This window comes from Weissella coleopterorum, assembly GCF_011304355.1.
GTDB classification, from domain to species: Bacteria; Bacillota; Bacilli; order Lactobacillales; family Lactobacillaceae; genus Weissella; species Weissella coleopterorum.
Genome location: NZ_CP049888.1, coordinates 856,012 through 870,061 on the forward strand (window position 1 = coordinate 856,012; position 14,050 = coordinate 870,061).

Sequence of the window (14,050 nt, forward strand, 5' to 3'; positions counted from 1 at the left end):
AGAAGGTGCAATTACTTACTAAATAATATTAAATATAAAAATGTTTTATTTGGTAAATAAAAAGATATTAATTGTATAGAAAATGATTTACTATTTACGATTGTTTGTATATAATTTAAAACGCACTGCAGTGAAAGTTTAAACGTTTAACAAAATTTTAAAAAAACAAGGGTATGTAGATATGAATAGTTGAAAAGAAAAACGAAAGTTCTATTTAGTTATGACTATTATTTTTATTTTTTTGATTGGTATTTTTTGTTTTTCAAATGTGAAAAAAAACACATTACGAGTGGCGATCATTGATGGTAGAGTTACAAATTTTAAAACACACGAAAGAATCATTAAACAGGGTAGTAGTGAGACAGAATTTCATGCTAATAGTGTCTTTAATATTTTGAGGCGAAATGTGAATTCTAAAAAGGTTCAGTATTTTTCGTATTCAATCTTAGATGACGATTTTTCATTTGATGAAGAAGATTTATTAAAGGCACTTAGTGCTGCTGAAAAAGATCATGTTGATATTATTAATCTATCGTTGAGTTCCATTCTTAAAAATGAAAATGTACAAACTAAAGTTGAACAATTAATTCGCAAAAATATAATAATCGTAGCGGCAGCTGGAAATGGGGGACCAGGAAAACCAAATTATCCAGCAAGATTAAACGGAGTGATTGCGGTTGGGAGTAAGGTAAATAGTCGTTATTCCGATTTTTCTCCTGATGAAGGTTTAGAGGCAAATGCCAATGGTGAGAATGAGTCTTATCAGGGAAAAACATTAAAAGGGACTTCTTTTTCTACTCCAAAGATCACAAATATGATTATTAAGCGAATTATTGATATGAAGGAAAGTAAAAGAAGTGTAAAAAAGGAGTACTTAGATAAATGAAATATTCTAAATTGAAACAAGCATTAATGATAATGACTGTTTTAACGGGTGTGATGGTAGTCCCAATATCTGATGTGGCTAAAGCGATAGAAGTTGATAATAATCTATCGAATACCCAGATGTCTGATAAAAATATAACTAGTTCAGTAAAAGATGATGAATCGACTGATAGTTCTAGTGAAGTTGTGGAAGAAACCGCACATAATGATGAAAATATTACATCAGATACAAAAACTGAAAGTGAAAATTATAATACAAAACAAATTTTTTCTGCCACAAAGCAAACTGGTTATGTGAAGAAAGGGAATGATGTTTACTTCTATAATCCAAATGGGAGTTTATTTAAGGGATTAAGAAAATTTGGAAAAGTTCAATTTGAATTTTATGGACCAAATGGCATTAGATATCAAAATAAAACAGCGACGGTCAATGGAAAGATATATTTCTTTGGTGTTGACGGCCAAGCCGTCAAAGGTCTGCATAAAAGTGGAAAGTATTTAGAATATTATAATTCTAATGCTGAAAAAATGGTTAATTGTACGATTAAAGTGGGGAATGCGACATACCATTTTAATGAAAAGGGTTATGCGATAACTGGCGCGTTTACAGATTCTGATAAACAATTAAAGTATTTTGGGAGTGACTTTAAGCAAATCAATAATAAAAATGCGACTAACGCCCAAATGAATACAGTGGTCAGTAAAATATCTGGGATAGCGGATAGTCGTAAGTCTAAATTATTAGGTATACGACAATATGAACAAGGATCAGTAATTATTTTAGCTAAAACAGGATCCAATGGACAAATTGCATATACTGAAATTTATCTAAATAAAAACGGAGTTGATGTTACTTTTTATTTTCATCTTGTTAAAAATGGAAAAGCAGTTAATTTTCAAAAATTCAACTGTAAATTGGAAGTAAATAATAATAAAAAACAACTTATCTATATTGATCCTAAGACAAAAGTGAAGAAAACGACAACACTTGAAAATGGACAAGCAAACTTTGCACCGTTATTAATACCAATTATTGCGGTGGGAGGTGAATTATTAGTAGATGCAGCAGCGGCCTCAATCACTGTACTATCTGCGGGGCTTTCTATTTCATCTCAAGCAGGAGCGATAGGATATGGAGGTCATCTTTTATATCAAGGAGTAAAGAGGGCGTATGGAAATCCGAATATTACCGCTCTTAGTGCACAAAGTAATACAAATAAAGATGTAAAAAAAGTCATTAATACGGTCACACAAGAAATTAATTCACCAGTTTATTATGGTTACTCAGGTGAAGCTGCTAATTTTAAGGCTGTTCAAGATGCTAATTTTAATAGCTTTGGGAAAACTTTTACTAATATAAATTCTGCAATTAATGGAATGAATAAGGGTATTTCAATAACAAATCAAGAGTTACAAACAATTAATCAAGACATTATTCGTCTGAATGGTACTTTAAGTAAGATGAATAAGGCAGTAAGTATGATTAATACCAGCATTAGTCAAATGAATTCCTCGATGGTTAAAATTAATACAGGCCTTTCTCAAATGAATGCAGGTGTTATTAAATTAAACAACGGAACTAATAATGCAATTAAAAATATTAATCAAGTGGTTTCAGCAATGGCTGAAATGAATAAGGCGCTTGCTGAGTCAAATGCAGCGTTCAATAGGGTGTTTAACAATAAAGATCATGCAGCTAATATGAAAGCTTTGGATAAAGCGATGAATGATCTAAGAAATTGGAAACCCGCCCCTATAATTTTTCATGGTGATGAGTATACAGCCACGCATCCATACAGTGATTTAGATTCTGACTATTTCAGAAAGAGAATAACCGATTTTCCAGTTCAAATGGGACGACCTACCATTAATGTGAAAAATAAAAAAATCACTTTCAATGTTAATTCTAAAGTTAAAACAGGTGAATTTAGTGTATATTTGAGATACAAATATCCACAAGATGAGCAAGCACCAACGTTCAAATCTGAAAAGATAATAAAGATTACTAAAATTGGGAATAATAATGTGGTTTTGGATCTACCTGATACTAAAAAAGGAATTGACAAGGTATATGAACTTGTCGGTGAATACTCCACTAAGAATTTTAATTCAATGTTTCCAGATGGATATCAGAGTGATGTACCCTATGAAATTGATTTTCTAAATAAGTCGAATGGTATAATTTATGATGTATCAAAAGGACAGACCGTAAAGTATAAAGATAAATTTGTTAGGACAGATATTAACCCAATTAAGGTTGGAGATAATGTCGTAATATCTGGTAAAACAACAGCATTAAAGGCAAATCTTGAAGTTTCTTGGAGATCTGGTTTTTCTTATGACAGTAAAAGATTTAACGTTAAGTCAGATAAGAAAGGATTATTCAAAACACCACCTATTAAACATATTGGTGTTAATGATCATATAGAAGTATTCCCCACATATCCATTGAGTCATGCCAGAGAAATTGTTAAAGGACCAGGTTTATTTAGTAAAAATCAAGATTTAATAATAAAATTTGATACCACAATAAAAGCATATCAAGATGACTATGTAAAAAACGCTCAAGATATGACTCCTGAAGAATTAAAGACAAAGAAGCCAAAGAACTGGGACATGCCGAACTATGATAATATGAATGGTAGAGTTCATATAAAAGATCCTGCAACCAAAAAAAGGATTGATGATATTATCAAAAAAGATCCAAATAGTAAGCAGGCAAAAGATTTAAAGAAAAATAATAACGATGGTTTTAGAATTAGAATTGACCCAGCAGATAAAGTAACAAAATACCAGCACATCCATAAATATGATGAGTACGGGCGATTATTAAACAAATATGGAAAAGTAGTTGATTATAAATCACCAGAAGGACATATCCCATATAATAAGAAAGTAACATTTAAATAGAGGTATAACATGGAAAATATGGAATTTAATTTTTTTGCAAAAAAAGTAAAATTCATCATAGAATGGCCAAAACGTGAATTTCAAGCGGAATCAAAATTTATATATAAAAGTGAAGGCGTTTTTTTTGGTAAATCAATTGGTGGGTTTGATCCGATTACTTATAAAAGAAATCAGGATGATATAGCCGTTATTTTAGAAACATTAATAGACTTTATTGGTAATGATTTTACTTATATGTTAAAAAATGATGGAGTAGATAGAGCAGAATATAATTTATACAAACAAGAGTTAATTCCATTTTCATCTGAAGATTTTTTTAATTCTAAAGATACTAAAATAGATTCTGCAAATGGAGATCAATTATATGCTACTATTAGCGATAGTAATATAAAAAATTTACATGTTAAGTTTTATGGACAATTTAATGGGGAAAAATATAACTATGAATTGATTGCAGATGTAACTCAATTATTTAATACACCAGATAAAAAAATTTTAGAAGATGAACTTTCAAATAATAATCCGGGCAGTGAAAGAATAACCTCGTTTGAAATTATAAAAAAAGGATATTTTTAATTATTATGAAATTTTTGAGGGAAAATATGATATTTTCATTCTACAGGTATAATTTAATACTTACCGTTGAATGGCCGAAAAGAATTTACCAGGCCAAATCAAAATTCAAATTTAAGATGGATAATTTTGTTATTGGATTACATATTAGTGGATTTGATCCGAATATTTATGAGAAAAATCAAGATGATGTGGCATTCATTTTAGAGAATGTAATGGAAAGAATTAGTAATGATATTGCTTATATGTTTCAAAACGATGGAGTTGAAGAGGGAGAGACTAATTTATACAGCCAACAAATCATTCCATTTAATACAACAGATTTTTTTGATTACAAATCTGACTTTGCACAACAATTTGGGGCAACTAAATCAACTAACTATTTACATACGAAAGTTTTGAATAAAAAATTAAGTGAATTTCATGTAAAAATTAGTGGTCGTTTCGATGATGATATTTATGAATATGATCTCAAGGGGAATTTCGAGAAATTACCAGTTTCATTTTCGGACTTACCTAGAGAAGAACAATTTAGATTAAATCAAGGTAAAGAATTATGTACATCATTTGAAATTGTTAAATATGGAAATTTTTAATTAACGAATTGTTATGACAAATAAATAAAACAAGTAAGTCACTTTTCAAGTGGCTTTTTTAATTTGTAATAATTTAAAAAAAGAATATGGAGAATAAAATTATGAATAAATAAGGAATTTATAACAAGTACAACGCAGTAGTGGATGCTATGGTGGATTACCACTCAGAAAATTCAATGTTTGCGAGCGATCCAGCTATGGAATTCGTAAAAGAATCCTTAGCCAATGATCCGAAAGATGTTCAAGAAATTGTTGGTGAAGAATTTTATGATAATTGGTACTAAAAGAATGAGTTTGGAGAGCTCGACTTGCAAGAATTAACAATTGAAGATATTAATGACCGGCAAGAAGTTAATGTTGAATTAGGAAATGAACTATTAAATAAGATTAAAAGGGGAATTAATGATAAGCTACCTAATGGTTTTCAGGATAATCTGGAATTTGATGATGTATTACACGGTAAGCATATTAAATTGGATGAAGCCTTATTAGATATTAGATGGTGAACTAGTCAGAATCACCATATTACTTAAAAGATGTAGAAAATAATCAAAAGCCAATTGAACTGGTATGGTGCATTTGACTTTTTTGTCTAATTATAAAATGTAACATTATTTGAATTTTGTGATTCTTACTGTGTAAGGAGGCTGATATGACAATTGAAAATATGTTCAAGGAATTAGTTGGTTACGTAATTCAAGAAAAAGGGAGCGATTTATATCTTTTACCATCTGGTAAGGGGTATCGGATTATGATAATTTCGAATCAAGGATTAAAAAGATTGAAGCAAATTGAAACTGATCTAGGATTACGGCTGATTAGATATATTAAATTTTGTAGTGGAATGGACATCAGTGAAACGCGACGCCCACAGTTAAGTCGAATGAATTATCAAATTGGTGGGGCAAATTATAATTGCCGAATTTCAAGCGTAGGTAATTTTCTACAACAAGAATCAATGGTAATTCGCTTCTTGTATCAGATATGTAATTTGGAAATTAAATTTAAAGACGCGAAACCGATCTATAAATTGATTGAATCTGTCAAAGAAACAAGTGGATTAATTCTTTTAAGTGGTCGAACAGGAGTAGGGAAAACCAGCACTCTCTATTATGCAATTCAACAATTAAAAGCAACTCGTTTAGTACTTAGTATTGAGGACCCAGTCGAAATTGAAGATAATGAAATTTTACAATTGCAAATCAATACATTAGCCGATATGAATTACCAAGAGTTATTAAATCTGGCGCTACGACATCACCCGGAAATATTAATTATTGGAGAAATCAGAGATGCGAAAACCGCACAGATTGCTGTTGAAGCAGGAATGAGTGGTCATCTGGTACTTAGCACTGTTCATGCAGATTCATGTTTAGGTGTTTGGTATCGAATGCGAGAACTGGGAATTGACGATTGGGCACTAAGACATGTATTAAAAGGTGTGGGCTATCAAACAATGTTAACAGTTAATGCTGAAAAAAAAGCTCATTTAAAATATTTAAATAGGCAAGAATTATTAGATGAGAAGGAGTTTAATGAGAACTAAAGCAAACTGGTCTCGACAAGATCAAGTTCAATTTTTTGAAACTTTAGGCGATTTGTTAAAGTCAGGTTATTCCTTACAAAACGCATTGAATTCTATTCAGACGCTACAACCTAAAAATGAACGAATTATTGGAAACATTTTAATCGATATGCAAAATGGAATTAGTTTTGAACAAGCTGTCAAGCATTATGTCCCTGCTCGAATTAACTTTCAATTGAGTTTCGTGCAATTGCATGGCAATATGCGCGTGGTCATTCAAGAAATAGGAACAAAGGAATATATCCAGTATATTCATTACCAAAAATTAAAAATGTTATTATTCTACCCCGGGTTATTACTATTTTTAGTATTGATATTAGGTTTGGCGTTATTTTGCTTTTTTTCAAATGATATTTGGCATGATCAAGCTAATCGATTTTTGAATTTTTCCGGATATACAACCTTTGTTATCCTTATTCTAGGAGTATTATTAATTATTTTATGTATACTTGGGTCTAGACATTTTTTACGAATAACTTTTATAAAATATTGGTCATTTTATTTAAAAATACCTGTCATAAAAGATGTATTGAAGCTATTAATGGCATATTATTTTTTGTTTCATATGGGTACCTTACTAAAATCAGGTGTTAGCTTGTCTACGGTTATTCGACGAATTAATAGGATAACAACGCTCCCCTTTATTGAAATAATAGGAGGTGAAATGCAAAAACATTTGATGCGCGGTGATGATTTAGTATCTGCGTTAAGGGAGATGCCTTTTCTACCTAAAGAAGCAGAATGTTTATTTGAGACCGGTAAAACACAAGCAATGATTGGATGTGATTTTGTACGTTTGGCGCTTTTAAAGAAAAATCAGCTAGATAGACTAATTGAACGTTTATTATTATTAATACAGCCAATCGGCTTTGGCTGTATTGGGTGTCTGATTATTATGCTATATTTGAAATTTTTATTACCAATTTATTCTGAAATGGGGGACTTTAGTGGATGGTGAGCAAGAGAAAAGGGTTTACGTTAATTGAAGTTATCACAGTTTTATTCATTGTTGGTCTATTAACAGTCCTAATTCTTCCAAATATTCATAGAGTAAGAGAAATTGCTAATCGGCACCAAGCTGATACGATGGAACAAACGATTCAGAATCAGGTTGATTTATACTTGATAGAACATCCTGAAAATCGACCCGTTACTAAGGAAAAGATGTTGAAGGATAATTATTTGAGTAATCAACAAGTCACTCGCATGAATCAATTAGGATTTAGTTTTGATCATGAAGGTAAATTAAAGAGAATAAAAAGTTAAGAGTGATAATGAAAAATAGATTCGGTTTTACGTTAATTGAGATTATGATAACGCTTTTTTTAACCTGTACGATTTTAAGCACTTTTACATACTGTGGGGCAAACAAAGTACCCAAACAAAATTGGATAAAGTTTAAGAAAGAACTTCAATTTGAAGTGGATCGAGTTAGAAATATATCACAACCTGGACAAATTATTATTGAAGGTTGTGAAGAAAAGAAAAACAGAGCAATTATGGTGCAAAAAAAAAATACAATCAATTATATATTTACCTGATGACTGGGTGGTAGCTTATGGGGCTGTTTCGGTTCATTCGGGTGGGTTCAACCAGGGACGATTGTTTTACAAAATATAAAAAATAAAGAATTTAAGAAATTATCATTTTCGATGGGATGGGGTGATTTTAATCTCAAGTCGACGTAAAGGTTTTTTAATGTTGGATGCCTTGCTGGCATTAGTTTTGATTTCGCACACGGTAATAAATTGTCAAATGCTCGTTTGTCATCATCAACGAAATAAGATTAGACTATATGACGAACAGAGCAAATTATTATATCAATTACGAGAAGTGCGAGAACAATGGGATGATCGTAAAAAGTGAAAGAAATGCATTTTCATTAGTGGAAGTCATGATGGGACTATTAATTCTGGGCATTATCGCCCAATTAATGACTGAAAATATTTATCAACTTATTCGATTTAAAGCCACGGAAAGAGAAAGTCATTTTCAATATCAAGCAAACCGATTGATATTAGATTTAAATCAGTCAAAGTTAAATTTGAAATTGATTGATGCCAAGATGAGAATTGATCACAGACCTGTCTATTATTTCTATTCTTTGAAAACCGATAAAGAATATCGGCTAATTATTTGGCATCAACGCTTAGTTTTGACGGGTAGTAATAAAGAATATATGCCATTAAGTAAGGGAATATATATTGAAAAAATGGTCAAAACTGATAAAAGTAACTATTATTCAATGATCATTAGAGAATTAGAACATCTAAAACATCTTGGTAGACAGGATAATTGCTTAAGTCTTCAACGTTGTATTTATATGAATAACGATTAGTGAATAAGTTGAGGTTTCAAGTGCGAAGAAAAGGACATATTACGGTCTATATACTAATGTTTAGTATATTTGGAATGACAGTGTTACAGCATTATTTAAAAATAGAAAAAAGACAATATGAAGTCATTATTGAGCAAAATAAACACTTAGAGCGTGAAATAAAAAAATATAAAAAATTAATTAATAGAACGAATGAAAATGAATCCCTGCTTGCTAAAAAGTCATAAAATGACTAAACTGAAATTTATATTTAATATTAAATTCTTAGGGGTGAATGCATGTTTGAAGAAATTGAACAGGCAGTTAATGTACTACAATTAACTCGAAATAAAATAAGCGATCAAATGGATATTTCAGCCGTGGAAGCATTGATTGAAGTTTTTTCAATAATATTAGGCGAGGAAAGTGATGATTTAAATGCTCTAGATCAAAATCTAGTGATGTCGTGGACATCTAATATTAATAAGTTGAATTTAGAAAAAATGAGTAGTGCTGATAAACGTCAAGTTCTACAATTGGTTTTAGTTGGAACATTGATGGAGGATCGATTACAGGCAAATTATCAAATAACACCTGATGGAATTGGGATGTGGGTGGCTTATTTTGTAGAGCAATTTAAAAATACTGATAGTAAAGAATTATCTCTTTTAGATATTAGCATTGGTTCAGGAAACTTAAGTGCTACAATTCAACAAGTAGTGAATTCTGAAATACCAATTAAAGTTACTGGAATTGATAATGATGACACAATGTTGACTTTAGCCAGTGGCGTGAATACGATCTTGGGACTTGATTGGCAACTTAAATTAAAAGATGCTGTTAATTTTGATTTTACTGAACAGTATCAGATAGTTGTCGGAGATTTACCAGTCGGGATGTATCCGAAGTCGGTTGACTCTGCCTACATAGTGAAGGCCAAAGATAATAATCAATTAAGTTATGTGCACCATTTGTTGATAGAAAAAGCAGTTAATGTGCTAAAACCGGGTGGAACAGCCCTATTATTGGTACCAGAAAACATTTTGGAAACCGAACAGGGTTCCGATCTTTTGAGATTATTACAAAGTGAGGAAATATTACTACAAGCAATTATGAAATTCCCTCACAAATTATTTAAAAAAGGGGTTGTTGGTAAAGAGCTGATTATTTTACAAAAACACGATGGAATAAATCGACAAGCCGAGCCAGTTTTGTTAGCGCAAATTCCTGAAATTGGGGATGAACTAGCAAACAAAAAGTTTATTGAAGAAGTTCAGAATTGGAAAAGTGGGATTTAGAATTAGCAACCCTAGATCATGTTTTTCATGGTAAGATATATTCTATATGGAGTTATTATTAACTTTGATGAAATGCGCACAAAAAAGGAGATGTTTAAGAATGGCGAAGACAATAGCAATCAATGCAGGATCTTCATCTTTGAAGTTTCAATTAATTGAGATGCCAAATGAAAAGGTGATCGCAAAAGGACAGATTGAACGAATCGGATTATCTGATTCGATTTTTTCATTGAAGTTCAATGGGGAAAAATTTGAAAATATCTTAGACATCAAAAATCATGAGCAAGGAATTGCTTACATGCTTGAACAATTTAAGCAACATGGTGTCATTGCTGATATTCAAGAAATCACTGGTGTTGGTCATCGTGTCGTGGCAGGTGGTGAATGGTATAATCATTCAGTCATCATTGATGATGATGTTATGACAAAATTGGAGAAGCTTATTGACTATGCGCCACTTCACGAACCAGCTAATATTGTTGGAATTCAAACCTTTCAAAAATTGATTCCAAATGCTTTATCAGTAGCTGTTTTTGACACGGCTTTCCATCAAACCATGCCACAGATAAATTATTTATATGGGCTACCCTATGAATATTACACAAAGTATGGCGCACGTAAGTATGGGGCGCACGGAACTTCACATCGTTATATCTCAGCTCGTGCGGCTGAAATGTTAGATAAGCCATTAGAATCATTAAAAATTATCACTTTGCATTTGGGAGCGGGATCATCAATAACTGCGATTAAAGATGGAAAGTCATTTGATACTTCAATGGGATTTACTCCCTTAGCTGGAGTAATGATGGCAACCCGGACTGGGGATATTGATCCATCATTGGTAAATTATATTCAAGAACGTGAAGGCTTGACTAATGAGCAGATGTTAGAAATTATGAACAAAAAATCTGGATTATTAGGAGTGTCAACTATCTCTTCCGATATGCGCGATTTGAAAGAGGTTGCAGAAACTAATCCACATGCCAAATTAGCAATTGATATGTGGGAAGATCGTGTTCTACGCTACATTGGACAATATATTGTTGAAATGGGTGGTTTGGATGTCTTGGTCTTTTCAGGTGGAATTGGTGAAAATTCTAAAGAACAACGTTCTCACATTATTGAGCGGTTAAATTTCATGGGAATTAAGATGGATGAATCGAAGAATGATGTCTACGGGGAAGAGACAATCTTGACTGCAAACGGTTCAACGGCAGAAGTTTTGATCGTCCCAACAGATGAAGAGATTATGATTGCACGAGATGTTGAATCATTAAAAAAATAAATTAAATTTAAAGAGGACTTGATGGACGATTTTACGTGTGTCGAGTTCTTTTTATGTTAGAAATTCGAGCCGCGGTTAATTATAACGAAAAACGTAACTTATTAAGTTCCGAAATGAGTTTGGTCTGCTATAATTATTAGAAGTGTGTTTTTTGGAAGGAGAAGCTATTGATGGATGTCGCAAAAATTATTGTTGATGTTTCAACACGTCAAACGAATAAACCATGGACATATCAAATTCCAGAAAATTTGCGTTTGATAGTTCAACCGGGCGTACGAGTTCAAGTACCATTTGGTAATGGCGGACGCCAAATTCAAGGATTTGTCTTAGAAGTTACAACCGTAGAAGTAGTTTCAACTAAAATAAAACCAATCACCAATGTTTTGGACTTGGAACCGGTTTTGAATCCGGAATTACTAAAATTAAGTGCGCAAATTGCTGATCATAACTTCAATTTTAGGATTAGCATCTTGCAAGCTATGTTACCAAATGTGATGAAAGCCAAATATCAGAAAAGCTTGGTATTATTTGATTCAAAATTGATTGATGATGAGCAGGTAAAAGATTTATTTGTTGATCGGGACGAAATTCCATTTGATTTAGATTCCATTCCAGTGGAATTAATTAGTAAAATTAAACATTATCAAGGATTGAAAGCATTGGGCTTTAATTATTATTTAAAGGACAAGGCCCGGGTGAAAAAGGTTAAGAAATATAAAAATTTACTAACAGCAGAACAATACGATCAAATGCGCAAAAATTTGAAGAAAAATGCGCAAAAAAAAGCGCGTTTTCTAACATATTTAATGCAACATGTAACAAATGATTGGAAGTTAGTGAGCGATCTACAAAAGCATCTAAATTTAACGTCACAAGATATAACTTTAGCTAATCAGAATGGTTGGATTACTTTAACTGAGATGGAGACATATCGACAGCCTTTGTTATCAAGCGAGATTCAATCAACGCAGGCGCTTGAATTGAACTCTGAACAACAGGATGCTTTTGCGGAAATTAGTGCTGCCCTTATGCAACAAAAACCGCAAACCTTCTTATTAGAGGGAGTGACGGGTTCTGGTAAAACTGAGATATACTTGCAAGCCATTGCTCAAACCATTGCGGCAGGTAAAACAGCTTTGTTTTTAGTTCCAGAAATAACGTTAACACCTCAAATGGTACGCCGTGTCAAGGGGCGTTTTGGTGACGATGTTGCATTGCTTCATTCGGCTTTATCTGATGGAGAACGATATGATGAGTGGCGAAGAATTCAACGTCAAGAAGTGCATGTGGTAGTTGGAGTGCGTTCTGCTATTTTTGCGCCGTTGAATCATATTGGCTTAATTATCATGGATGAAGAGCACGAAAGTTCATATAAACAAGATGATAACCCCCGATATCACGCACGTGAAATTGCGACTTGGCGAGCAAAGTACCATCAATCAGTTTTAATCTTAGGGTCGGCAACGCCGTCGTTAGAAAGTCGGGCACGAGCACAAAAGAAAGTTTATCAATTACTAAGATTGAAAAAAAGAGCCTTAGATAATCCGTTACCAGAGGCAAAAATCATTGATATGAGTGAGGTTATGAAGCAGAATGGTGATGAAATATTTTCACCTCAGCTGAAAATCGAAATTGAAGATCGTCTTGAAAAAAAGGAACAAGTTATCCTAATGTTGAACCGGCGCGGCTATGCTAATTTTATGATGTGTCGGGATTGTGGTTATGTACCAATGTGTCCAAATTGTGATTTGGCCTTAACGATGCATAAAGATACCCAACGAATGGAATGTCATGTTTGTGGGGCGATGGAACCAATTCCTCACAAATGCAGCGAATGTGGATCGAGTCGAATTCGGCCTTTTGGAACAGGGACTCAAAAAGTAGAGGAACAATTACAAACCTTATATCCACAAGCTAAGATTATTCGAATGGATAATGATACGACGCGTAGAAAAGGTGCCACTGACCGTTTACTTGAAGAGTTTGGAGCACAAAAAGCAGACATATTGATTGGAACACAGATGATTGCCAAAGGTTTGGATTTCCCAAATGTAACTTTGGTAGGCGTCCTTAATGCGGATACAACACTAAAGATCCCTGATTACCGGGCCAGTGAGAGAACTTTCCAGTTAATTACTCAAGTAGCGGGTCGAGCAGGTCGAGCAAATAAGGCGGGAAGTGTTGTGATTCAAACATTTAATCCAAATCATTATGCGATTCGTTTGGCACAGACTCAGGACTATGAGTCGTTCTATCAACAAGAAATGGCCTTACGTAAAAATTGGCGGTATTCTCCTTATTACTATGCGATTCAAATTAAGTTAACTCATCCAAATGAAATAGATGTCGCTAAAATTTCGTATCAAATCGTTGATTGGTTAAAAGATAAGGTCGGTTCTGATACTATGATCTTTGGCCCAGCACCCGGTGCAATTCGCCGAGTTAAGAATCGTTATATCTATCAAATTTTATTACGCTATCAATTTGACACCGGATTAGAAGAGATATTAAATACTTTAGTTACTGATGCACAAAAAATGATTGATAAAAATATTCAAATTAGTATTAATCGTGACCCAATAAATTTATAAAAGGAGTACA

The 14,050-nt window shown here is 32.7% G+C and carries 15 protein-coding genes; all 15 read left to right on the forward strand.

Going from position 1 to position 14,050, the window contains the following annotated elements; genetic code table 11:
• Positions 1-220: 220 nt before the first annotated feature.
• Positions 221-886 (forward strand): S8 family serine peptidase, encoded by a 666-nt coding sequence (locus G7084_RS04465; RefSeq protein WP_166010420.1) that lies wholly within the window; start codon positions 221-223, stop codon positions 884-886.
• Entirely contained in the window at positions 883-3,795 is a 2,913-nt protein-coding gene (locus G7084_RS04470) for a hypothetical protein (RefSeq protein ID WP_166010422.1), read from the forward strand. The genes G7084_RS04465 and G7084_RS04470 overlap by 4 nt, the downstream gene beginning before the upstream one ends.
• Positions 3,796-3,804: 9 nt before the next feature.
• The gene (locus tag G7084_RS04475) at positions 3,805-4,371 is read left to right on the forward strand and encodes a hypothetical protein (RefSeq protein WP_166010424.1); all 567 of its coding nucleotides are present in this window, start codon (positions 3,805-3,807) and stop codon (positions 4,369-4,371) included.
• Positions 4,372-4,487: 116 nt separating this feature from the next.
• Positions 4,488-4,964, forward strand: coding sequence for a hypothetical protein (locus G7084_RS04480; RefSeq protein WP_166010426.1), 477 nt, complete (start codon positions 4,488-4,490; stop codon positions 4,962-4,964).
• 152 nt (positions 4,965-5,116) lie between these two features.
• Positions 5,117-5,248, forward strand: coding sequence for a hypothetical protein (locus G7084_RS08350; protein WP_281346928.1), 132 nt, complete (start codon positions 5,117-5,119; stop codon positions 5,246-5,248).
• A gap of 24 nt (positions 5,249-5,272) precedes the next feature.
• Positions 5,273-5,470, forward strand: coding sequence for a hypothetical protein (locus tag G7084_RS04485; protein ID WP_166010428.1), 198 nt, complete (start codon positions 5,273-5,275; stop codon positions 5,468-5,470).
• A gap of 146 nt (positions 5,471-5,616) precedes the next feature.
• Entirely contained in the window at positions 5,617-6,510 is an 894-nt protein-coding gene (gene comGA, locus G7084_RS04490; protein ID WP_166010430.1) for a competence type IV pilus ATPase ComGA, read from the forward strand.
• A complete protein-coding gene (locus tag G7084_RS04495; RefSeq protein WP_246163734.1) occupies positions 6,500-7,507 on the forward strand; it encodes a type II secretion system F family protein in 1,008 nt (335 codons plus the stop codon). Before comGA ends, G7084_RS04495 begins: the two co-directional genes overlap by 11 nt.
• Entirely contained in the window at positions 7,501-7,815 is a 315-nt protein-coding gene (locus G7084_RS04500; RefSeq protein ID WP_166010434.1) for a competence type IV pilus major pilin ComGC, read from the forward strand. The genes G7084_RS04495 and G7084_RS04500 overlap by 7 nt, the downstream gene beginning before the upstream one ends.
• A gap of 8 nt (positions 7,816-7,823) precedes the next feature.
• Positions 7,824-8,090 carry a prepilin-type N-terminal cleavage/methylation domain-containing protein gene (locus tag G7084_RS08250; RefSeq protein ID WP_246163736.1) on the forward strand — a complete coding sequence of 89 codons (267 nt, stop codon included), beginning with the start codon at positions 7,824-7,826 and terminating at the stop codon, positions 8,088-8,090.
• Between the two features lie 308 nt (positions 8,091-8,398).
• Entirely contained in the window at positions 8,399-8,887 is a 489-nt protein-coding gene (locus G7084_RS04510; protein WP_166010436.1) for a prepilin-type N-terminal cleavage/methylation domain-containing protein, read from the forward strand.
• A 20-nt stretch (positions 8,888-8,907) separates the two neighbouring features.
• Entirely contained in the window at positions 8,908-9,114 is a 207-nt protein-coding gene (locus tag G7084_RS04515) for a hypothetical protein (RefSeq protein WP_166008876.1), read from the forward strand.
• 51 nt (positions 9,115-9,165) lie between these two features.
• Complete coding sequence (locus G7084_RS04520; protein ID WP_166010438.1) at positions 9,166-10,164, forward strand: class I SAM-dependent methyltransferase; 999 nt, start codon at positions 9,166-9,168, stop codon at positions 10,162-10,164.
• Positions 10,165-10,264: 100 nt separating this feature from the next.
• Positions 10,265-11,449, forward strand: a complete 1,185-nt coding sequence (locus tag G7084_RS04525) for an acetate/propionate family kinase (protein WP_166010440.1) — start codon at positions 10,265-10,267, stop codon at positions 11,447-11,449.
• A gap of 170 nt (positions 11,450-11,619) precedes the next feature.
• On the forward strand, positions 11,620-14,040 hold the full coding sequence (priA, locus tag G7084_RS04530; RefSeq protein ID WP_166010442.1) for a primosomal protein N': 2,421 nt from the start codon (positions 11,620-11,622) through the stop codon (positions 14,038-14,040).
• The last annotated feature ends 10 nt before the right edge of the window (positions 14,041-14,050 follow it).

Excerpts from the sequence above, each read along its gene's own strand:
- G7084_RS04525 (WP_166010440.1), top strand. The coding sequence starts at position 10,265 with ATGGCGAAGACAATAGCAATCAATGCAGGATCTTCATCTTTGAAGTTT.
- G7084_RS04475 (WP_166010424.1), top strand. The coding sequence starts at position 3,805 with ATGGAAAATATGGAATTTAATTTTTTTGCAAAAAAAGTAAAATTCATC.
- G7084_RS08250 (WP_246163736.1), top strand. The coding sequence starts at position 7,824 with ATGAAAAATAGATTCGGTTTTACGTTAATTGAGATTATGATAACGCTT.
- G7084_RS04510 (WP_166010436.1), top strand. The coding sequence starts at position 8,399 with ATGATCGTAAAAAGTGAAAGAAATGCATTTTCATTAGTGGAAGTCATG.
- G7084_RS04500 (WP_166010434.1), top strand. The coding sequence starts at position 7,501 with ATGGTGAGCAAGAGAAAAGGGTTTACGTTAATTGAAGTTATCACAGTT.
- G7084_RS04480 (WP_166010426.1), top strand. The coding sequence starts at position 4,488 with ATGGATAATTTTGTTATTGGATTACATATTAGTGGATTTGATCCGAAT.
- G7084_RS04465 (WP_166010420.1), top strand. The coding sequence starts at position 221 with ATGACTATTATTTTTATTTTTTTGATTGGTATTTTTTGTTTTTCAAAT.
- G7084_RS04520 (WP_166010438.1), top strand. The coding sequence starts at position 9,166 with ATGTTTGAAGAAATTGAACAGGCAGTTAATGTACTACAATTAACTCGA.
- comGA (WP_166010430.1), top strand. The coding sequence starts at position 5,617 with ATGACAATTGAAAATATGTTCAAGGAATTAGTTGGTTACGTAATTCAA.
- G7084_RS04470 (WP_166010422.1), top strand. The coding sequence starts at position 883 with ATGAAATATTCTAAATTGAAACAAGCATTAATGATAATGACTGTTTTA.
- priA (WP_166010442.1), top strand. The coding sequence starts at position 11,620 with ATGGATGTCGCAAAAATTATTGTTGATGTTTCAACACGTCAAACGAAT.
- G7084_RS04495 (WP_246163734.1), top strand. The coding sequence starts at position 6,500 with ATGAGAACTAAAGCAAACTGGTCTCGACAAGATCAAGTTCAATTTTTT.